The sequence below is a fragment of the Luteimonas marina genome, from assembly GCF_007859325.1.
GTDB classification, from domain to species: domain Bacteria; phylum Pseudomonadota; class Gammaproteobacteria; order Xanthomonadales; family Xanthomonadaceae; genus Luteimonas; species Luteimonas marina.
In genome coordinates, this window is sequence record NZ_VOHK01000002.1 from 345,535 (window position 1) to 365,497 (window position 19,963).

The following is a 19,963-nucleotide window of genomic DNA, read 5'->3' on the forward strand; positions in this document are numbered from 1 at the left end:
TCGGCGACGAACGTGTCGCCACAGGGAAACGGTGCCCGCGAGGCTATCGCGATCGCGGCGCGCCCGCCCGTCGCTTTGCCGGGGTGCTCCATAGCCCCACGGCATACCCGTCCGCAGAAAAGCTGTGCGACAGCCGCGGTCGACTGCGGCAAGGTCGATGCGGACGGATGCGTCGCCGGGGTCAGGAAGCGACCCCGGCGACGCATCGCCGGGCATCGAACGACGACTGGAGGAGTCCCGAACCATGCGCAGGCCATTGCCCCGGATCTGTACCGCGCTGCTCGCCCTGTGCCTGTCCGCGACCGCTGCCACGGCGCCGGCGCAGACGCGGCAGCTGCTCAACTACGAGCAGATCCACAAGCCCGTCGTCGCCGACGGCGGCATGGCGGTCAGCCAGAGCACGCAGGCCAGCGAAGCCGGCGCTCAGGTCCTGCGCGAGGGCGGCAACGCGGTCGACGCCGCCGTGGCGATGGCCTTCGTCATGGCGGTGACCCTGCCGCGCGCCGGCAACATCGGCGGCGACGGCTACATGCTGATCCATCTTGCCGACGGCGATCGCGCCGTCGCGATCGACTACCGCTCGATGGCGCCGGCCATGGCCACGCTCGAGGCCTACGTCGGCGAGGACGGGACACTGCAGGGCCATTCGGCCGGCATCCGCGCCGCCGGCGTGCCGGGCACGGTGGCGGGACTGGCGCTGGCACACGAACAATACGGGCGGCTGCCGTGGAAGCAGCTGCTGCAGCCGGCGATCGAACTGGCCGCGGACGGCATGGTGCTCAGCCGCGACGAGGCCTTCGCGCTGGACTGGGGCCGCGACCGGCTGGCGCGCAGCGAGGCCGGCGCCAGGGTCTTCCTGCATCCGGACGGTTCGGCGCTGCGCGCCGGCGAGCGCCTGGTGCAGGCCGACCTCGCCTGGTCGCTGCGCCAGATCGCCGAGCACGGCGCCGATGCGTTCTATCGCGGCGCGATCGCCGAGCGGCTCGACGCCGGCATGCGCGCCCACGGCGGCCTGCTGCGCAAGGCCGACCTCGCCGCCTATCGCGCCATCGAGCGCGAACCGCTGCGCAGCAGCTACCGCGGCCATGCGCTGCTGACCATGCCGCCGTCCAGCGGCGGCGGGCCGGGCATCGCGATGACGCTGAACATCCTCGAGCAGTTCGACCTCGCGGCGATGGGCGCCGGCTCGGCCGACGCGCTGCACCTGCTGGCCGAGGCGACCAAGCGCGCCTGGCGCGACCGCCGGGCCTACGCCAACGATCCTGTCGCGGCGCGCGTGCCGCTGGCGGGCTTCGCGTCGAAGGCCTACGGCGCGGCGCGGGCGAAGGAGATCGCGATGGACCGCGCGACGCCGGCCGCCGAGGTGCGCGCCGGCGACATCTGGGCACAGGAGAGCCGCGAGACCACCCACTTCGCGGTGGTCGACCGCGACGGCAACGCGGTCAGCAACACCTACACCCTTGGTGCGGATTTCGGGTCGGGGGTGATGATCGAGGGCACCGGCTTCCTGCTCGGCAACCTGATCGGCAACTTCTCGCTGCAGGCCCAGCTCGACGCCGCGCGCGAAGGCAGCGAACCGCCGGCGAATGCACTGCGGCCAGGCAGCCGCCCGGTATCGAGCATGGCGCCGACGATGCTGCTGCAGGGCGGCAGGCCGTGGCTGGTGACCGGCAGCCCGGGCGGCAACACCATTCCCGGCACCGTCGTGCAGATGATCGTCAACGTCGTCGACTTCGACATGAACATCGCCGAGGCCACGTCGTTCCCGCGCATCCACCAGCAGGTCACCGCGCGCGGCGAACTCGACATCGAACGCGGCTTCAGCCCGGACACGCTGCGCCTCCTGCGCGAGCGCGGACACGAGCCCACGCAGGGACAGACCATCGGCAGCACGCAGACGCTGCTGCTGGCGCCGGACCACGTCGAAGGCGCCGCCGATCCCAGGCGTCCGGGCGCGGCGGCGGTGGCGCAGTAGGCGCGCGGCATGCGGGCATAACCTGCCGCTATGGGATGGGATCAAAAAGCGAGGCTTGGCGTGGTGGCAACGTCGCTACAGTCGAGCCGGGGGAACACAACCGCGCGCCGATCCATGCTTTCAGAGGGAGTCACCACATGCACCATCGCCTGATCAAACCGACGCTGCTCAGCGTCATCCTTGGCGCGACGCTCCAGAGCATGGCGTTCGCGCAGCAGACCGACGCCCCGGAACCGCCGCCGCAGCCGCAGGCCGACGCCACGGCCAGGGAGCTGGACGCGGTCACGGTCGTGGGCAGCCGCCTCGCGAGCACGCGCACCGAAGGCCCCTCGCCGGTGGTGGTGCTGGACGAGGAGAAGATCGAGGCGACCGGCGCGATCTCGGGCGACGAACTGCTCCTGGCGATGCCGCAGGTCGGCGACATGATGTTCAACAACACCGACACCGCGGCCAACCTCAACGCCGCGCGCGGCGACGTAGGTTCGATCAACCTGCGCAACCTCGGCACCGGCAACACCCTGTTGATGGTGAACGGGCGGCGCATGGTGCCGCACCCGGGGACGCAGACCGAATCGCTGGTGCCGCGGCAGACCGCCAACATGAACGCGATCCCGCTGTTCGGCACGCGCCGCGTGGAAACGCTGCTCGGTGGCGCATCGGCGCTGTACGGCTCCGACGCGGTCGCCGGCGTGGTCAACGTGGTGCTGGACACGCACTACCAGGGCTTGCAGGTGCAGGCGCAGTACGGCGGCTCCGAGGACGTCGACCTGCGCCAGGGCAACATCAACTTCAAGGCCGGCAAGTGGTTCAACGACGGCCGCACGCGGGCCACGCTGGTCGGCGGCTGGACCCACCGCACCGACCTGCCGGCGGACGCGCGCGACTACAGCGCCAACATGGATCGCCGCGCGCTGATGGACGGCACCGACTTCGAGGGCGTCACCGCCTTCGACGACCGCATCACCGGCACGGCCTGGGGCGTGTTCCAGACCATCGACGGCGTCCGCGTCCGCGACGCCGCCGACGGCTCGATCACCAGCGCCACCGGCTACTTCCACATCGATCCGGTGGGCCACCACGGCTGTACCGCGCAGATCACCGGCGATGTCTGCATCAACTCCGGCGCCCAGAGCACCGAACCCGACCGGCCGCTCCGCTTCAGCCCGAACCACCAGCGCAACATCCTGGGCGAGATCGACCGCATGAACGTGTTCGGCACGCTCGAACACGACCTCAACGACAATTTCGTCGCCTTCGCGGAGCTGGCTTACTACGAGTCCCGCTACAAGGGCATGCGCGAGCAGGCGGCCGCGCTCGGTGCGGCGCCGATCATCGTGTCCAGGACCAACTACTGGAACCCCTTCGGCGCCATGTACCTGCCCGACGGCTCGCTCAACCCCAACCGGCTGGCCGGCATCGACGCGCCGGAGGAGGGGCTGGACGTGCGCATGACCAGCTTCCGGGCCACCGACACCACGCGCCCGTATACGGTCGATGACGACCAGTACCGTTTCCTGGCCGGCGTGCGCGGCATGGTGGGTGGATTCGACTGGGAAGGCGCGGTGCTGTATTCGGCCGCCAGCACCACCGACACCCAGCATGGCTCGATCAGCAGCACGCTGTTCAGCGAGGCGCTGTCGTGGAGCACGCCCGATGCCTACAACCCCTTCTACGGCGGCAACCTCGACGACTGGGAGGCCCCGCCGGACGCCGCGCGCAACCAGGTCGCGATCGACCACTTCACGGTCCCCGTGGTGCGCGAAAGCAAGGCGACGCTGTTCCAGGTCGATACCCGCTTCATCCGCGAGGACCTGTTCGCGCTGCCCGCCGGTTCCGTCGGCGTCGCGTTCGGCGGCGAGTGGCGCCGCGAGACCCTGAGCGACGACCGCGACCCGCGTTTCGACGGCACGATCACCTACACCAACCCGATGAACGGCGCGATCACCAGCGACGTGCTGGGCGCGAGCCCGGCCGGCGACAATTCCGGCGACCGCAACGTCGGATCGGTGTACGCCGAGTTCGCGATCCCGCTGGTGTCGCCGTCGATGGGCATCCCGCTGGTGCGCGCGCTGGACCTGCAGGTCGCGGGCCGCTACGAGCGCTATTCCGACTTCGGCGGCGTGTCGAAGCCGAAGGTGTCGCTGGCCTGGGACATCGTCGACGGCCTGATGCTGCGCGCCAACTGGTCGCAGAGCTTCCTCGCGCCCAACATCCTGCAGATGTACGCCGAGGGCACCACGGTCAGCAACAGCCGCACCGACTACTACGTGTGCGAGGCCGACATCCGCAACGGCACCATCGAAGGCGTGCACCGCTGCGGCCGCAGCTACAGCACCATGGCCCTGCGCAGCGGCAATCGCGACCTGAAGCCCGAGACCGCGGAAACCTGGTCGGCCGGCTTCGTGTTCCAGCCGAAGTTCCTGCCCGAATCCACGCGCATGACCTTCACCGCCGACTACTGGGAGATCCAGCAGGAGGACGTGATCGGCATCCTCGGCGAGGCCACGCAGCTGGCGCTGGACTACCTGCTGCGCATCGAGGGTTCGTACAACCCGGCGGTGGTGCGGCTGGAGCCGGACGACGCGCGGATCGAACTGTTCGAGGGCACCGGGCTGGCGCCGGTGGGCATGGTCGACTACGTCGACGACGTCTACATCAACCGCCTGCCCCGGACCACGCGCGGCATCGACTTCGGCGTCGACTGGCGCCTGCGCACGGACAATGCCGGCACCTTCAGCGCCAGCCTCAACGCGATGCGCCTGATCCAGATGACGCAGGACCCGACCGACGACGAGCTGCGCATCATGGAAGCGCAGGCGGCGGGGATCATCGACGACAACTTCAACGTCAGCGCCGCGGGCGACCTGCTGGGCATCAACGGCAAGCCGGAATGGCGCGCGACCTTCAGCGCCTCCTGGCGCAAGGACGGCTGGGGCCTGGGCACCTTCGTCAACCACGTCGGCGGATACGAGTCGACCGGCGCGGTGTCCAACCTCGGCGACTACTTCCCGGTGCCGAGCTGGACGACGACCAACCTGTGGGTGGAGCGGCGCTTCGACGACAGCGCCGGCTTCCTCGGCGACACCCGCCTGCGGCTGACGGTGCGCAACATCGGCGACCGCGAACCGCCGCTGACCCCGAGCGCGCTGGGCTTCAGCTCCTCGCTGCACAATGCGCTCGGCCGCGGCTACTACCTGACGGTGACCAAGTCCTTCGACTGAACCCCGTCTGCAGGCAAGTGTGGAATGGTGCAGGAGCGCCTCCAGGCGCGACCCGGTGAACGTGACGGGTCGCGGCTGGAACCGCTCCTGCACTTGTTTCCTGCTCTCGAATTGATCGGAGGAATGATGAAAGGCAGAAAAGCGAACCGCGGCCTGATGCTGTGCGCAGCCTTCCTGCTGTCCCTGACCTGCCTGTCGCCGGCATGGGCCCGGGACATCGAAGACCGGCTGCACGCGCTGATGGCCGAGCACGACACGGTGGGCCTGGCGGTAGTGGTGGTCCGCGACAATGCCGTCGTCTACCGCAACAGCCTGGGCTGGAAGGACCGCGACGCGCGGATCCCGCTCGAAGAAGACGACGTCTTCCGGATCGCCTCGATCTCCAAGTCGTTCGCGGTGACCTCGCTTCTGCAGCTGGTGGAACAGGGCCGGCTGTCGCTGGACGACGAGGTCGGCGGACTGATCGGATTCCCGGTGCGCAACCCGGCGTATCCGGCGCAGGCGATCACGCTGCGGATGCTGCTCAACCACACCTCGTCGATCAGCGACGGGCCGCGCTACGGCAGCCTCGACGTCATCAATCCCGCGGCCGGGGACGGCTGGCGGGACAGCTACGCGGACCGGGCACCGGGGACGCAGTACGAGTACTCCAACCTCGGCTACAACATGGTCGGGACGATCGTGGAGCGCGTGTCCGGGCAGCGCTTCGACGCCTACGTCAGGGAGCACGTGCTCGATCCGCTCGGGCTCTACGGCGGCTACGCGCCGGAGGCGCTGGATGCGGACCGCTTCGCGCGGATCTACCGCTGGCGCGAGGGCGAGGGCTTCGTGCGTTCGGACCAGGCCTACGCGCCGCTGGGCGAGCGACTGGACGGCTACGCGACGGGCTACGACACGCCGATGTTCTCCCCGACCGGTGGCCTCAAGATTTCCGCGCCCGATCTGGCGACGTACATGCGGATGCACATGAACCTGGGCGAATGGAACGGCGTGCGGATCCTCTCGGCCGAACACGCGCGGGCGATGCAGACGCCCACCGTCGAGGGCGACGAAAGTGCCGGCTACGGCCTGGCCCTGCGCACCGACAGTGCCCTGGTGCCCGGGGTCGTGCTGACCGGGCACACGGGCTCGGCCTACGGGCTGTACAGCTCGATGTTCTTCGAGCCGGAGAAGAAGTACGGCTTCGTCGTGATCACCAACGGCAGCCGGGGCGAGGAGGCGTTCCGGACCGAGGTCAACCGGGCCCTGTACGCGCATTTCATCGCGGAAGCCGCGGCCGCGGAATGAAGTCATCCCACCCGTGAAGGACGCAATGCCGCGAAGGCGGGGGTTCGCGTCCAAACCGGAATCGTCATCCCGGCGAAAGCCGGGATCCATTTTTCCTCTCGCAAAGACACTGGGTCCCCATGCCTGGCCGCGCGCCGAAGCCGGTCCTCAACGCCAGAAGTTGATGAACCCGGTGATGATCAGCGCATTGGTGAAGTCGATGAAGAACGCGCCCACCAGCGGTGCGACCAGGAAGGCGCGCGGCGCGGCGCCGTAGCGTTCGACCAGGGTGCGCATCACCGCCATCGCGTTGGCGGTGGTGCCGAGCATGAAGCCGATGAAGCCGCCGCCCATCACCGCCGCGTCGTAGTCGCGGCCCATCACCCGGAACACCACGCCGCAGAACGCCGCGACCATCGCCACCTGCAGCCCGAGGTTGACCAGCAGCGGCAGCGCCAGTCCGGCCAGTTCCCACAGCTTGAGGTTCATCAGCGCCACCGACAGGAACAGCGCCAGGCAGACGTTGCCGATCAGGTCGGTGGTCGGCACCGACATGCCGATCCAGCCGGTGGCGTCGTCGATGTTGCGGATCACCGCGCCGACCAGCATCGCGCCGACGTAGGCGGGCAGGGTGATGCCGGTGGCCGAGATCCATTCGCTGACCCAGCTGCCCAGCCACATCGCCACCAGGATCACCACGATGCTCTTGAGCGCGCCGTATTCGCGCTGGGCCTCGGTCTGCACCGGCGCGGTCAGGGTCTCGTCGGGGGCGTCGTGATCCTGCGGCCGCGACGAGACGAGCTGGAAGCGCCGGATCAGCACCGTGATCACCGGCCCGCCGATCAGACCGCCCAGCACGATGCCCGACATCGCCGCCGCCACCGCGATCGATTCCGCGCCCTGCACGCCGGCCGCCTCGAACAGCGGCGCGAACGCCAGCCCGGTCGCCGGCCCGCCGGTCAGCGTGGTCGAGCCGGCCAGCACGCCGAACAGCGGATGCAGGTCGAAGCCGACCGCCACCGCCATGCCGAGCAGGTTCTGCGCCACCGCGAACAGGCTGGCCAGGCCCAGGAACACCACCACCTGCTTGCCGCTGATCTTGAGCAGGCGCAGGCTGGCGTTGACGCCGATGGTGGTGAAGAAGGCGATCATCAGCGGGCTCTGCAGGCCGGTGTCGAGCACGAACAGCGTCGTGTCCTGTTCGTATGCGATCCACGCCGCGATCGCGAACACCAGCCCGCCGATCACCGGCGGCGGCAGGTTGTAGCGCCCGAGCACGGGGATCGCGCGGCACAGCGCATAGCCCAGGAACAGGGCGATGCCGGCGAAGGCAAGGGTCTGGACGGCATCGAGTTGCAGCATCGGGTTTCCTTCTCGGTGTCACGCCGGCCGCAATCGGCAGGCGTCGCTCAGGGGCAGGTGCCCGGCGGCGGGCGATGCTGGAGCATCCTGCCCGGCAGCGCATGTGCCGCATGGCCCGCATCGATCGTCGCCACGCCGTTGACGAACAGGTGCACGACGCCTTCCGACAGCACGTGCGGCCGCACGTAGTCGGCCTTCGGCGCATAGGCGTCCGGGTCGAACACCAGCACGTCGGCGTAATGGCCGGGGCGCAGGAATCCGCGGTCGGCGAGCCCGAAGGTGGTGGCGGTCAGCCCGGTCGAGCGGTGGATGAAGGCCGCCAGGTCGATCACCTGGTCCTGCACCACGAAGCGCGCGTACTTCTCGGGGAAGGTCGCATGCTGGCGCGGATGGCCGTCGCCGCCGTCGGACGCGGTCAGTACCCAGGGCTGGCGCATGAACAGGTCGACGTCGTCGCGGCGCATGTTGAACGAGGCGATGCGCTGCGCCGAACCGGTGCGCCCGGTGCCGCCCTCGCCGATGATGCGCAGCGCGGCTTCGATCGGGTCGAGGCCGGCCCCGTCGGCGAACTGCTGCAGCGTGCGTGCGCTCCACGGCCAGCCGCTGCCGGTCATCAGGATCGCGTCAGCGCCGCCGCGGCGCTGCAGGTTGTCGCGCATGTCGTCGCGGATGCGCGCGGCGGTCGCGGGATCGTCCAGCCGTTCGAACAGCGCCGGGCGCCCGCCGTCCACCGCCCAGCGCGGCAGCAGCGCGGCGCCGAGGCTGGTGGAGGATGCCAGCCAAGGGTACTGGTCGGCGGTCACGCGCTGGCCTTGCGCGTGCGCGCGCTCGATGCGCGCGATCACCGCGCCGGCGCTGCCGTGGACGTCGGCGCCCAGCGCCTTGATGTGCGCGATGTGCACCGGCAGATGCGCGCGCCGGCCGATCTCGAGCGCTTCCTCGACCGAACCCATCAGGCCCAGCGAATAGCTCGACTCGTCGCGCTGGTGGGTGTCGTAGACGCCGCCGCGGATCGCCGCCTCGCGCGCGAGCGCGACCACATCGTCGGTCGAGGCGAAGCTCTGCGGCGCGTAGAACAGGCCCGCGGACAGGCCGAAGGCGCCTTCGCACATCGCGTCGGCGACCAGCGTGCGCATCCGCGCCAGTTCATCCGCATCCGGCGCGCGCGCATCCTGTCCCAGCACGCGGCTGCGCACCGGGCCGAGGCCGACGTAGGCGGCGACGTTGGTGCCGGTGCCCGCGGCTTCGAGCTTCGCGCGCTCGGCGGCGACGTCGGGCGTGCCGCCGCCGTCGATGCCGATGAAGATCGTGCTCACGCCCTGGTGCAGCCAGGGCAGGAGGCGGCGCATCGCCGGATCGGGCGAGCGCAGGTAGGTGTCGGGATGCGTATGCGGATCGATGAAGCCCGGCGCCACCACCAGGCCGGTCGCGTCGATCTCGCGCGTCGCGCGATAGCGTCGGCGCAGGTCGGGACCGACGGCGAGGATGCGGTCGCCGCGGATCGCGACGTCGGCGATCCGGCCGTCACTGTTGCCGCCGTCGAACAGCAGGCCGCCGTGGATCAGGGTGTCGGCTTGGGCAAGCGCGGTCGGCGCGGGCGGGCTGGCGCAGCCGGCGAGCAGCAGCAGGCCGGGCAGGCAGCGCGCCAGCCTGCGCAAGGGGAGGTGGAGGTCCGTCATGCGATCGCGCCTGCCGCGGCCGCTCATGCGGCGTGCGCGTCCTTCGCGCGCGCCCGTCCGCCGCCCCACAGCGCTGGCGCCGGCGGCTGCAGCAGGCCATCGCGCATGACCGCGCCGCCGGCATGGTCGTCCTTCAGCCACAGCGGGCCGTCGAGGTCGACGAACTCCGCGTGCCGCGCGACGTGCCAGGCCGGCGCGATCGACAGCGAGGAGCTGATCATGCAGCCGACCATGATGCCGAAGCCCTGCGCGCGCGCCGCGTCCAGCAGGTCCAGCGCGCCGGTGAGGCCGCCGGTCTTGTCGAGCTTGATGTTGACCACCTGGTAGCGCCCGCGCAGGCGCGGCAGGTCGCTGGCGACGTGGCAGGACTCGTCCGCGCACAGGCGCGCCGCCGACGCGAAGCCGAGCAGGGCGTCGTCCTCGCCCGCGGGCAGCGGCTGTTCGACCAGGTCGACGCGGGCTTCGGCCAGCACCGGCTGCAGCGACTGCAGCAGTTCGAACGTCCAGCTTTCGTTGGGATCGACGATCAGGCGCGCGCCGGGCAACGCGCTGCGCACGGCGCGGATCTGCGCGGCCGGGTCGGAGGCGTCGACCTTGAGCTTGACCAGGTCGAGATGGGCGAGCGCGCGCGCGGCCTGTTCCATGCACTCGGGCGCGTCGAGGCCGACGGTCTGCGCGCTGGCCAGCGGCGGCAGCGCGTCGGGCTGGCCCAGCAGCGCCGCGACCGACGCGCCCTGCTGCTGCGATTCGAGGTCCCACAGCGCGCAGTCGAGCGCGTTGCGCGCCGCGCCCGGCGCCAGCAGGTCGCGCAGCTGGCGGCGATCGAGCCCGTCGGCGATCGCCTGCGCGAACACCGAGGCCTCGTCGAGCACCGATTCCACGCTCTCGCCGTAGCGGGCGTAGGGCAGCGATTCGCCGCGACCGCTGAAGCCGCCGCCGCGGATCGTCGCCACCACCACCTCGGTCGAGGTGCGCACGCCGCGCGAGATGCGGAACGGCGCGGCCAGCGGGTGGCTGGCGTGGGCCAGGCTCAGCACGGCACGGATTCGAGCAGCCGGTCGACGATCCGCGCCACGCCGTCGCGCACCGGATCCTGCGCGGGCAGGCCGAGCAGGTCCTCGGCCTCGCGGCAGGCGCGCGCGGCGTCGGCAGGGTCGAGCTTCGAGGTGTTGAGCGCCACGCCGACCGCGATCGCCTCGGGATTGGTCAGCTGCGCGGCGGCGAGGTTGGCCGCCAGCGTGGTGCGCAGGTCCGGGACCGGGTAGTGTCCGAGGCCGCGCATGTGCGGGCGGTTCGGCTCGTGGCACAGCACCAGCGCATCGGGCTGGGCGCCGTGCAGCAGGCCCATCGACACGCCGGCGTACGAGGGATGGAACAGCGAGCCCTGGCCCTCGATCAGGTCCCAGCCGCCATCGTGGCGCTCGGGCGAGAGCCATTCGATGCCGCCGGAGATGAAGTCGGCGACCACCGCGTCGATCGGAATGCCGCGCCCGGCGATGAAGATGCCGGTCTGGCCGGTGGCGCGGAAGTCGGCCTTCAGGCCGCGCGCGCGCATTTCCGTTTCCAGCGCCAGCGTGGTGTACATCTTGCCGGTGGAGCAGTCGGTGCCGACGGTCAGCAGCCGGCGCCCCGCGCGCCTGAGGCCGTTGCCGACCGGCGTGGCCGGCGGATTGCGCGCGTCGAACAGGTGGCGATTGTTGCGGCGGGCGGCCTCGACGATCTGCGGATGCGAGCCCAGCCGCTCGTGCAGGCCGGACGCGACGTTCATGCCGGCCTCCAGCGCCGCGACGATGTCCGCCACCGAGTCCGGCCCCAGCCGGCCGCCGGCGTTGGCCACGCCGACGATCATGGTGTTGGCGCCGGCGGCGCGGGCCTGGGCGAAGTCCATGTCCGGCACGTCCACGCTGGTCCTGCACTCCGGGCCGCGGAACTGGCCCACGCACCACTCGGGCCGGAACTGCACCAGTCCGCGCGCGGTCTTGGCCGCGAGATCGTCCGGCGCATTGCCCAGGTACAGCAGGAACGGCGGTGGCCAGTGCGAAGCGTCTGCAGTGGCGGCGGAAGTGCTGGGCATGTCGGGTGCGTCCTGTCGCCCGCGGCGGGGTCGTGGGGAGGGTTCCATCTTCTGGCGCGGCGGGTTCGTCCGCCATTGAAAAGATGCCCGCCACGCATAACCCCGGGTTATGGCATCGGCCGACACTAGCCCGAAGGTGTTAGCGCGGTGCCGGACGCAGGCGCTGGCCCGCGATGGCAAACTGCAGCCATGGGTTCTCCCGTGATCCTGGTCGCCGACGACCATCCGCTGTTCCGCGCCGCCGTGTTGCACGCCCTGCGCGCGGCGATGCCGCAGGCCGACGTGGTCGAGAGCGCCAGCGCGCCGGCGCTGGGACAGGCGCTGCTCGCGCATCCGCAGGCCGACCTGTTGCTGCTCGACCTGACGATGCCCGGCGCGCGCGGCTTCTCGGTGCTGCTGCACGTGCGCGGCGAGCATCCGCAGGTGCCGGTGGTGGTGATCTCGTCGAACGACCATCCGCGCGTGATCCGCCGCGCGCAGCAGTTCGGCGCCGCGGGCTTCATCCCGAAATCGGCGCCGGCCGAGGCGATCGGCGAAGCGGTCGCGGCGGTGCTCGACGGCGGCAGCTGGTTCCCGCCGATGGCTGCCGAGCGCTCCGAGGCCGACGCCGAACTGGCGGCGAAGCTGGCGCAGCTCACGCCGCAGCAGTTCCGCGTGCTGCTGTGCCTGGCGGACGGGTTGCTCAACAAGCAGATCGCGCACGAGCTGGGGCTGGCAGAGAACACGGTGAAGGTGCACGTCACCGCGATCCTGAAGAAGCTCGACTGCTACAGCCGCACGCAGGCGGCGGTGCTGGTGAAGGGGCTGGAGCCGGAAAGCAGCGCCTGAGCGGCGTGCGAGGACAGCGATCCTGTCATCCCGGGCGCAAACATTGTCATCCCGAACGCAGTGAGGGATCTCCCTTTCCGATTGCGGATTTGCGGGACGGAGATCCCTGCGTTCGGGATGACAGCCAGTTGGATGCCGTTATCGGTGGCGAAGCAGCATCTGGCTCATCAGCGCGCGCAGCGCCGGCGCGCGCACCGGCTTGGACAGGAAGCCCCAACCGCGTTCGGCGGCGTCGCGCTGCAGGGCCTCCTCGCGCTCGGCGGTGACCAGGATCACCGGCGGTTCCTGCCGCCAGCGCGCACACAGTTCGCCGTACAGCGTCGGTCCGTCGATCTCGCCCATGCGTACGTCGAGCAGCACGATCTGCGGCGTGCGCCCCGGCGCGGCGCCCGCCAGTGCGCCCTGCGGGCCGCCGGCGAACGGCACCACGCAGCCCCAGCGCTGCAGCAGCGTGCGCGTGGCCTCGCACACGCGCGGATCGTCGTCGATGCACCAGGCCACGCAGCCGTGCAACGGGCTGTCGTCCTGCGGCGCGGACTCGGCGGGCGGCGAAGGCGCGGGCGGCGGGATCGTCGCCGCGTCGGCCAGCGGCACGCTGACCCAGAACGCGCTGCCCTGCCCGGGCTGCGAGCGCAGGCCGATGCGGTGGCCGAGCAGCCGGCCGATGCGTTCGACGATCGCCAGCCCCAGCCCGGCGCCGCGATCGTCGCCGTGGCCGTCGTCGAGGCGGCGGAACTCCTCGAAGATCTCGCGCTGCAGGCGCTCGGGAATGCCCGGCCCCTGGTCGTGGACCTCGATGCGCACGTGGTCGCCGTCGCGGCGGCAGCCGAGCACGATGCGCCCGCGGCGCGTGTAGCGCACCGCGTTGGACAGGAAGTTCTGCAGGATGCGGCGCAGCAGCGCCTCGTCGCTGCGCACCGCCAGGCGCGTGGGCACGTAGGCCAGGTCCAGCCCGCGCGATGCGGCGAGGATGCCGAACTCGCGCGCCAGCGCGTCGAGCAGCGGGTCCAGCGCGAACGGGCGGATGTCCACCTGCAGCGTGCCGGCCTCCAGCCGCGAGATGTCGAGCAGGCTGGTCAGCACCGCGTCCTGCGCGTTCAGCGCGGCCTCGACGTGGTCGGCGACCTCGCGCCGGTCGTCCGCGGGCAGGCGCGAGCGCAGCGCCGACAGGAACATCCGCGCCGCGTTGAGTGGCTGCAGCAGGTCGTGCACGGCGGCGGCGACGAAGCGCGTCTTGTAGCGGTTGGCCTGTTCGGCCTCGCGCCGTGCCTGGTCGAGGTCGGCGGTGCGTTCGGCGATGCGCTGCTCCAGCGCGTCAGCCAGCGAGCGCAGCTCGCGCGCGGTGTTCTTGTAGCCGGTGATGTCGGCGTAGCTGGTGACGAAGCCGCCGTCGGGCAGGGGCGTGCCGCGGATCTCGAGCACGGTGCCGTCCTGCTTCTCGCTCTCGCGCGCATGCGGCTTGCCGCCGCGCAGGTGGTCGAGCCGGCGCTGGATCGCATCCTCCACCGGGCCCGGGCCGAGCAGGCCGCGTTCGGCATTGAAACGGAAGACATCCTCGATCGGGCGGCCGACGTGGATGAAGCCGGGCGGGAAACGGAACAGCTCGAGGTAGCGCCGGTTCCACGCCACCAGCCGCAGTTCGGCGTCGATGATCACCACGCCCTGCGGCAGGTGTTCGAGCTGGCGGCTGAGGCCGCCGTCGGCGAGCTGCGCGGCCTCGATCACGCCGTCGCGCGCGGTGCGCAGTTCGTGCGCGTGCTGCTGCACCAGCGCCTCGAGTTCGGCGCGGTTGCGCTGGCGCAGCGCCGCGATGCGCTGGCGCTGCTGCACGAACAGCACCAGCAGCACCAGCGCCAGCCACAGCAGCGCGGCGGCGGTCGCGGCCTGGCGCGCGGCCGGGGCGATTGGCGCGGAGACATCGCGCAGCAGGTGCAGGGTCCAGTCCTGCTCGCGCGGCAGCGGCGCGCGGATCCACAGCCAGTCGCCGGCGCGCGCCGGCGTGAGCGGGCGGACCAGGGCGGTGTCGCCGTCCGGCGCGCGCGGACGCTGCACCGACATCGGGCGCAGCGGCTGCGTGCCGTACTGGCGGGTCGCCTCCAGTTCCCGCAGCGCGTCCTCGCCCAGCGGTTGCAGGGTGCGGTAGCGCCAGTCGTCCTGGCTGGCGAGGAAGACCACGCCGTGGCGGTCGCTGACCAGCACGGTGCCGTCCACGCGCAGCCATTCGCGCTCCAGCGCGGACAGCTGGATCTTGATCACGACCACGCCGAGCGGTTCGCCGCCGTCGCCGCGGATCAGCTCCGAGAGGAAATAGCCGGGGACGCCGGTGGTGACGCCGATGCCGTAGAACCGCCCCTGGCCCTCGGCCAGCGCCTGCCGCACGTAGGGGCGGAAGCCGTAGTGCTCGCCGACGTTGCTGCCCGGCTCGCGCCAGTTGCTGGCCGCGACCGCGGTGCCGCGGGCGTCGATGAGCGTGAGCGTGGAGGCCTGCGCGGTGCGGTTGGCTTCCTCCAGCCGCAGGTTCAGGCGCTGGCGCACGGCGGCGTCGACCGGGCCGGAGACGGCCGCGCGCAGTTCCGGGTCCAGCGCCAGCACCTGCGGCAGCGCGCGGTAGCGGTCGACCAGTTGCTCCAGCGCGCGCGCGTGCAGCGCGAGCTGTTGCCGCGACTGCTGCGCCTGCCGCGCCAGCTCGCGGCGCTCGCCCCAGCCGTGGCCCAGGGTCGCGAACAGCACAGTGCCGCCCACGGCGAGGAGCAGGGCGGGCAACCATCTTCGCAGGCGCCATTCGCGTCGCATGGACGCGAGTGTAGTGGAGCGACTTCGCGGAACCTCCAGAAATCGTCATTTCGAGCATAGGGAGAAATCCAGGCGCCTGAAGGGCAGGATTTCCCACTGCGTTCGAAATGACGGATCAGGGAATCGTGGAGGTTCCCTCCAGGCGCGATGGCTTCCGGCGCCGAGTCCGGAAGCCCCTAGTACCAATGCGTTATCGGCACCGCGGATGCGCGCGGGTACAAAGGGGCCCGCGTTCCGGACCGGATCCCCAGCAAGATGCACGCCATCCCGCAGCACGACGCCGTCCCCCCGGTGCGCCTGCCCCTGTACCGCCAGCTCTACGTGCAGGTGCTGCTGGCGATCGTGCTCGGCGCGCTGCTGGGCCATTTCCAGCCGGCGCTGGCCGAGCAGTTCAAGCCGCTGGGCGACGGCTTCATCAAGCTGGTGAAGATGATCATCGCGCCGGTGATCTTCCTGACCATCGTCACCGGCATCGCCGGCATGACCCAGCTACGCACGGTCGGCCGCGTCTTCGCCAAGGCGATGGTCTACTTCCTGTTCTTCTCGACGCTGGCGCTGGTCGTGGGCATGCTCGTCGCGCACGCGGTGCAGCCGGGTGCGGGCATGAACATCGACCCGGCCTCGCTCGACAGCGCCGCGGTCGAGGGCTACGTGCAGAAGTCGCACGAGATGAGCCTGGTCGGCTTCCTGCTCGACGTCATCCCGAACACGCTGGTCGGTGCCTTCGTCGACGGCAACATCCTGCAGGTGCTGTTCGTCGCGGTGCTGTTCGGGCTGGCGCTGGCGCTGACCGGCGAGCGCGGCCGGCCGGTGCAGGCCTTCCTCGAGGCGCTGACCGCGCCGGTGTTCCGGCTGGTGCACATCCTGATGAAGGCGGCGCCGATCGGCGCGTTCGGCGCGATCGCCTTCACCATCGGCCGCTACGGCGTGGAGTCGCTGGCCAACCTGGCCTGGCTGATCGGCACCTTCTACGTCACTTCGCTGCTGTTCGTGCTGGTGATCCTGGGTGCGGTGTCGCGGCTGTGCGGCTTCTCCATCTTCAGGCTCATCCGCTATCTCCGCGCCGAACTGCTGCTGGTGCTGGGCACCTCGTCGTCGGAATCGGCGCTGCCCTCGCTGATGGAGAAGATGGAGCAGGCCGGCTGCCAGAAGTCGGTGGTCGGGCTGGTGGTACCCACCGGCTATTCGTTCAACCTTGACGGCACCAACATCTACATGACCCTGGCCGCGCTGTTCATCGCGCAGGCGACCAATACCGAACTCACGCTGTGGCAGCAGGTCACGCTGCTGCTGGTGGCGATGCTCAGCTCCAAGGGCGCGGCCGGGGTGACCGGCGCCGGCTTCATCACGCTCGCGGCGACGCTGTCGGTGGTGCCGACGGTCCCGGTCGCGGGCATGGCGCTGATCCTCGGCGTCGACCGCTTCATGAGCGAGTGCCGCTCGATCACCAATTTCATCGGCAACGCGGTGGCCACGGTGGTGGTCGCGCGCTGGGAGAACGCGCTCGACCGCGACGCGCTCGAGCGCGCGCTGTCCGGACCGCCGAGCCCGATCGCCGCGGCACCGGATCCGGCCGCGGGGCCGGGCGATCCGAGGTCGCTGGACACCGACTGACAACGATACGAACCACGCTTTCGAGGGAGGAGCCAGACATGCACAAGCCACACCGTTCCGCGGCGACCCGGGGCACCATCGCCGTCGCCCTGCTGGCGGCGGCCATCCAGACCGCGCTGGCGCAGACGCCGCCGCCCGCGCCCGGGCAGGCGCCCGAGCAGACGCCGTCCGAGGCTGTGCCCGCGACGCCGACCGACGAGACCGCGACCACGCTCGACAACGTCATCGTGGTCGGCAGCCACATCCGCGGCGCGCCGACCACCGACGCGCTGCCGGTGGTGGTGTTCGACGCCGAACAGATCGACGCCGCGGGCGCGGTCTCGGGCGACGAGCTGCTGCGCGACATCCCGCAGATGGGCGACGTGCTGTTCGACGCCTCCAACAACCCGCAGACCAGCAACGCCGCGCGCGGTGACGTCAATTCGGTGAACCTGCGTTCGCTCGGCGTCGGCAACACCCTGGTCCTGCTCAACGGCCGCCGGCTGGTGCAGCATCCCACCAGCCAGGGCACCTCGGACACCGGCACGGTGCCGGTGCAGAGCTTCAACTCCAACTCGATCCCGGTGGCGGGGCTGGACCGGGTCGAGGTGCTGCTCGACGGCGCCGCGGCGATCTACGGCGCCGACGCGGTCGCCGGCGTGGTCAACACCGTGCTGCAGAACGATTTCGACGGACTGAGCGTCAGCACGCGTTTCGGCACCGCCGAGGGCACCGGCATGGACGAGTTCGAGGCCAGCGTGTTCACCGGCTGGAACTTCGACCGCGGCAACGTCTCGCTGTTCGCGAACTACGTCAACCGCTCCGCGCTGATGGCCGAGGACCAGGACTTCACCCGCTCCGACGACCTGCGCCCGCTGTTCGAGGACTCTCCCGACTTCGCCGGCCTGGCCGCGCTCGACGGCCGCTCCTCGCACGCGCCCTGGGCGCGCACGAGCCTGGGCTCGCGGCCGGTGGTCCGCTCCAACGGCGTCGCCGTGACCAATGCCGCCGGCGCGTTCCATGTGAAGCCGGACGCGGGCTTCGGCGCCTGCGCGGTCGACTACGGCGACGGCCTGTGCCTGGGCACCGGCAACACCAACTACAACACGACCCACCGCAACCTGCGCTACGACACCCGCCACGGCACCACGGTGCGTCCCTCGGTGGAGCGCGTGAACCTGCACCTGAGCGGCCACTTCGAGCTGACCGACGGCGTCGAGTTCTTCGGCGAGGCCGGCTACTACGAGGCGACCAGCCACGCGACGCAGCCGCCGGTGGTCAACCTCAACAGCCTGTGGATCCCGGCCAGCAACTACTGGAACCCGTTCGGCCCGGTGACCTTCGCCGACGGCACGGCCAATCCCAACCGCCTGCCCGGCCTGACCGGCGTGCCCGACGAAGGCCTGCCGGTGCTGCTGAGCAACTACCGCTACGTCGACGTCGGCTTCCAGGACGTCGAGGTGAAGAACTACCAGGCGCGTTTCCTCGCCGGCCTGCGCGGCCAGTGGAAGGGCTTCGACTGGGAAACCGCGCTGGTCTATTCCGAGGCCGAGGCCGAGGACCATTCGACCAACGTCGACATGACCGCGCTGCAGCGGCAGCTGGCGCTGTCCAACCCCGACGCCTACAACCCCTTCAGCGGCGGCTGCGCCGCCACCACCAGCTGGGGCGACTGCTCGCCCAGTTCGCAGGCGGCGATCGACGTGATCACCATGGATCTCGTGCGCACCTCGCGCACCACGCTGACCATGGCCGACTTCCGCATGAACCGCGGCGATCTGTTCGCGCTGCCCGCGGGCGACGTCGGCATGGCCTTCGGCGTCGAGGCGCGGCGCGAGACGCAGAAGGACGACCGCGATGCCAACCTCGACGGCACCTACACTTTCACCGACATGGTCACCGGCGAAACCAACCTGAGCAACGTCGCCGCGGTCAGCCCGAACCCGGACACCTCCGGCTCGCGCACGGTCGGCTCGGCCTTCATCGAGTTCGCGCTGCCGCTGGTGTCGCCGGAGATGGGCGTGCCGCTGGTGCGCAGCCTCGACGTGCAGCTGGCGGGTCGCTACGAGCACTACTCCGACTTCGGCTCGGTGGCCAAGCCCAAGATCGCGCTGGCCTGGGACGTGGTGGACGGCGTGCGCCTGCGCGGCTCCTACTCCGAAGGCTTCCGCGCGCCCAACCTCGAGCAGACCCACGCCACGCAGTACGCGCGCCTGGCCGGCGGCGTGGACTACGTGCGCTGCGAGGCGCAGCTGCGCACCGGTGCGATCGACTCGATGGGCGCCTGCGCGCAGAACATGTCGGGCGCGTCGCTGCTGGTCGCCGGCAACCCCGACCTGGAGCCCGAGGAGAGCACCAACGTGTCCTACGGCCTGGTGTTCCAGCCGACATTCCTGCCCGAGTCCGCCGGCACGTTCACCCTGACCGTCGACCGCTGGCGCATCGAGCAGGAGCAGATCGTCGGCTTGCTTGGCGCGCAGACCGCGCTGATCGTCGACTACCTCGACCGCGTCCAGGGCGGATCGAACCCGCTGGTCAACCGCGCCGATCCGACGCCCGAGGACATCGCGCTGTTCGAGGGCAGCGGCCTGACGCCGGTTGGCGAGGTGATCTCGATCAACGACCAGTTCGTCAACCTCCAGCCGCAGACCGCCGCCGGCATCGACTTCGGCCTGCACTGGCAGAAGCGGCGCACCCGCTTCGGCAACTTCAGCGTGCGCCTCAACGCCAGCAAGCTGACCGAGTTCACCCGCGACCCGGGCCCGATCGTCAACGAACTGTATGCGGCGCGCGAGGCCGGCACCATCGACCCGCTGACGCCGCTGCCGGATCCGAGCCAGCTGATCGCCCAGAACGGGCGCCCGGAATGGCGGGTGAACACGGCGTTCACCTGGAGTTCGGGGCCGTGGCGCGCGGGCGTGTCGACGCGCTACATGAGTTCGGTCGAACAGCCCGGACTGCTGGGTGCGTCGGGCGATCCATGGGTCATCGACTCGCGGACGGTCACCAACCTCTATGGGCAGTACCGCTTCCTCGGCGGCACCGCGGTGCGGGTCGGCGTGAACGACGCGACCGACGAGGGCCCCTCGCTGGCCGACAATGGCTACCGGGGATCGCTGCACCAGCCCTGGGGACGCTACTGGTACGTCAACATCAGCCATTCGTTCTGAGG

General features: G+C 70.7%; 11 protein-coding genes. 6 read left to right on the forward strand and 5 right to left on the reverse strand.

Annotated elements, in window-relative coordinates:
* Positions 1–244 precede the first annotated feature (244 nt).
* The 3 genes from ggt to FQY83_RS05635 all read left to right on the forward strand — a co-directional run bounded on the left by ggt (position 245) and on the right by FQY83_RS05635 (position 6,483).
* Positions 245–1,975 (forward strand): gamma-glutamyltransferase, encoded by a 1,731-nt coding sequence (ggt, locus tag FQY83_RS05625; protein WP_202878158.1) that lies wholly within the window; start codon positions 245–247, stop codon positions 1,973–1,975.
* A gap of 137 nt (positions 1,976–2,112) precedes the next feature.
* A complete protein-coding gene (locus FQY83_RS05630) occupies positions 2,113–5,196 on the forward strand; it encodes a TonB-dependent receptor domain-containing protein (protein ID WP_158636437.1) in 3,084 nt (1,027 codons plus the stop codon).
* A gap of 126 nt (positions 5,197–5,322) precedes the next feature.
* Positions 5,323–6,483, forward strand: a complete 1,161-nt coding sequence (locus FQY83_RS05635; RefSeq protein WP_158636438.1) for a serine hydrolase domain-containing protein — start codon at positions 5,323–5,325, stop codon at positions 6,481–6,483.
* Positions 6,484–6,630: 147 nt separating this feature from the next.
* Here the strand turns inward: FQY83_RS05635 and gltS are convergent, their stop codons facing one another.
* Genes gltS through dgcN form a run of 4 tightly spaced genes read right to left on the reverse strand, consistent with a single transcriptional unit; the run spans position 6,631 to position 11,577 of the window.
* Positions 6,631–7,824: a sodium/glutamate symporter gene (gltS, locus tag FQY83_RS05640; RefSeq protein WP_146385912.1), complete on the reverse strand. Its 1,194-nt coding sequence runs from the start codon at positions 7,822–7,824 to the stop codon at positions 6,631–6,633.
* A gap of 47 nt (positions 7,825–7,871) precedes the next feature.
* Positions 7,872–9,503, reverse strand: coding sequence for an N-acyl-D-amino-acid deacylase family protein (locus FQY83_RS05645; RefSeq protein ID WP_158636439.1), 1,632 nt, complete (start codon positions 9,501–9,503; stop codon positions 7,872–7,874).
* Positions 9,504–9,526: 23 nt separating this feature from the next.
* Positions 9,527–10,540 carry an N-acetyl-D-Glu racemase DgcA gene (dgcA, locus tag FQY83_RS05650; RefSeq protein WP_238333417.1) on the reverse strand — a complete coding sequence of 338 codons (1,014 nt, stop codon included), beginning with the start codon at positions 10,538–10,540 and terminating at the stop codon, positions 9,527–9,529.
* A complete protein-coding gene (gene dgcN, locus FQY83_RS05655; protein WP_146385916.1) occupies positions 10,534–11,577 on the reverse strand; it encodes an N-acetyltransferase DgcN in 1,044 nt (347 codons plus the stop codon). The genes dgcA and dgcN overlap by 7 nt, the downstream gene beginning before the upstream one ends.
* A gap of 189 nt (positions 11,578–11,766) precedes the next feature.
* Between dgcN and FQY83_RS05660 the strand changes: the two genes are divergently transcribed.
* The gene (locus FQY83_RS05660) at positions 11,767–12,405 is read left to right on the forward strand and encodes a response regulator (RefSeq protein WP_146385918.1); all 639 of its coding nucleotides are present in this window, start codon (positions 11,767–11,769) and stop codon (positions 12,403–12,405) included.
* A gap of 138 nt (positions 12,406–12,543) precedes the next feature.
* Here the strand turns inward: FQY83_RS05660 and FQY83_RS05665 are convergent, their stop codons facing one another.
* Positions 12,544–15,198, reverse strand: coding sequence for a hybrid sensor histidine kinase/response regulator (locus FQY83_RS05665; protein ID WP_146385920.1), 2,655 nt, complete (start codon positions 15,196–15,198; stop codon positions 12,544–12,546).
* A 255-nt stretch (positions 15,199–15,453) separates the two neighbouring features.
* On the opposite strand from FQY83_RS05665, the gene FQY83_RS05670 reads away from it, so the two are divergent.
* Together FQY83_RS05670 and FQY83_RS05675 are read left to right on the forward strand one after the other, a co-directional pair.
* A complete protein-coding gene (locus tag FQY83_RS05670; RefSeq protein WP_146385921.1) occupies positions 15,454–16,812 on the forward strand; it encodes a dicarboxylate/amino acid:cation symporter in 1,359 nt (452 codons plus the stop codon).
* Between the two features lie 38 nt (positions 16,813–16,850).
* Positions 16,851–19,961, forward strand: a complete 3,111-nt coding sequence (locus FQY83_RS05675; RefSeq protein WP_146385923.1) for a TonB-dependent receptor plug domain-containing protein — start codon at positions 16,851–16,853, stop codon at positions 19,959–19,961.
* Positions 19,962–19,963: the final 2 nt, after the last annotated feature.

Excerpts from the sequence above, each read along its gene's own strand:
- ggt (WP_202878158.1), top strand. The coding sequence starts at position 245 with ATGCGCAGGCCATTGCCCCGGATCTGTACCGCGCTGCTCGCCCTGTGC.
- FQY83_RS05630 (WP_158636437.1), top strand. The coding sequence starts at position 2,113 with ATGCACCATCGCCTGATCAAACCGACGCTGCTCAGCGTCATCCTTGGC.
- FQY83_RS05635 (WP_158636438.1), top strand. The coding sequence starts at position 5,323 with ATGAAAGGCAGAAAAGCGAACCGCGGCCTGATGCTGTGCGCAGCCTTC.
- gltS (WP_146385912.1), bottom strand. The coding sequence starts at position 7,824 with ATGCTGCAACTCGATGCCGTCCAGACCCTTGCCTTCGCCGGCATCGCC.
- FQY83_RS05645 (WP_158636439.1), bottom strand. The coding sequence starts at position 9,503 with ATGACGGACCTCCACCTCCCCTTGCGCAGGCTGGCGCGCTGCCTGCCC.
- dgcN (WP_146385916.1), bottom strand. The coding sequence starts at position 11,577 with ATGCCCAGCACTTCCGCCGCCACTGCAGACGCTTCGCACTGGCCACCG.
- FQY83_RS05660 (WP_146385918.1), top strand. The coding sequence starts at position 11,767 with ATGGGTTCTCCCGTGATCCTGGTCGCCGACGACCATCCGCTGTTCCGC.
- FQY83_RS05665 (WP_146385920.1), bottom strand. The coding sequence starts at position 15,198 with ATGCGACGCGAATGGCGCCTGCGAAGATGGTTGCCCGCCCTGCTCCTC.
- FQY83_RS05670 (WP_146385921.1), top strand. The coding sequence starts at position 15,454 with ATGCACGCCATCCCGCAGCACGACGCCGTCCCCCCGGTGCGCCTGCCC.
- FQY83_RS05675 (WP_146385923.1), top strand. The coding sequence starts at position 16,851 with ATGCACAAGCCACACCGTTCCGCGGCGACCCGGGGCACCATCGCCGTC.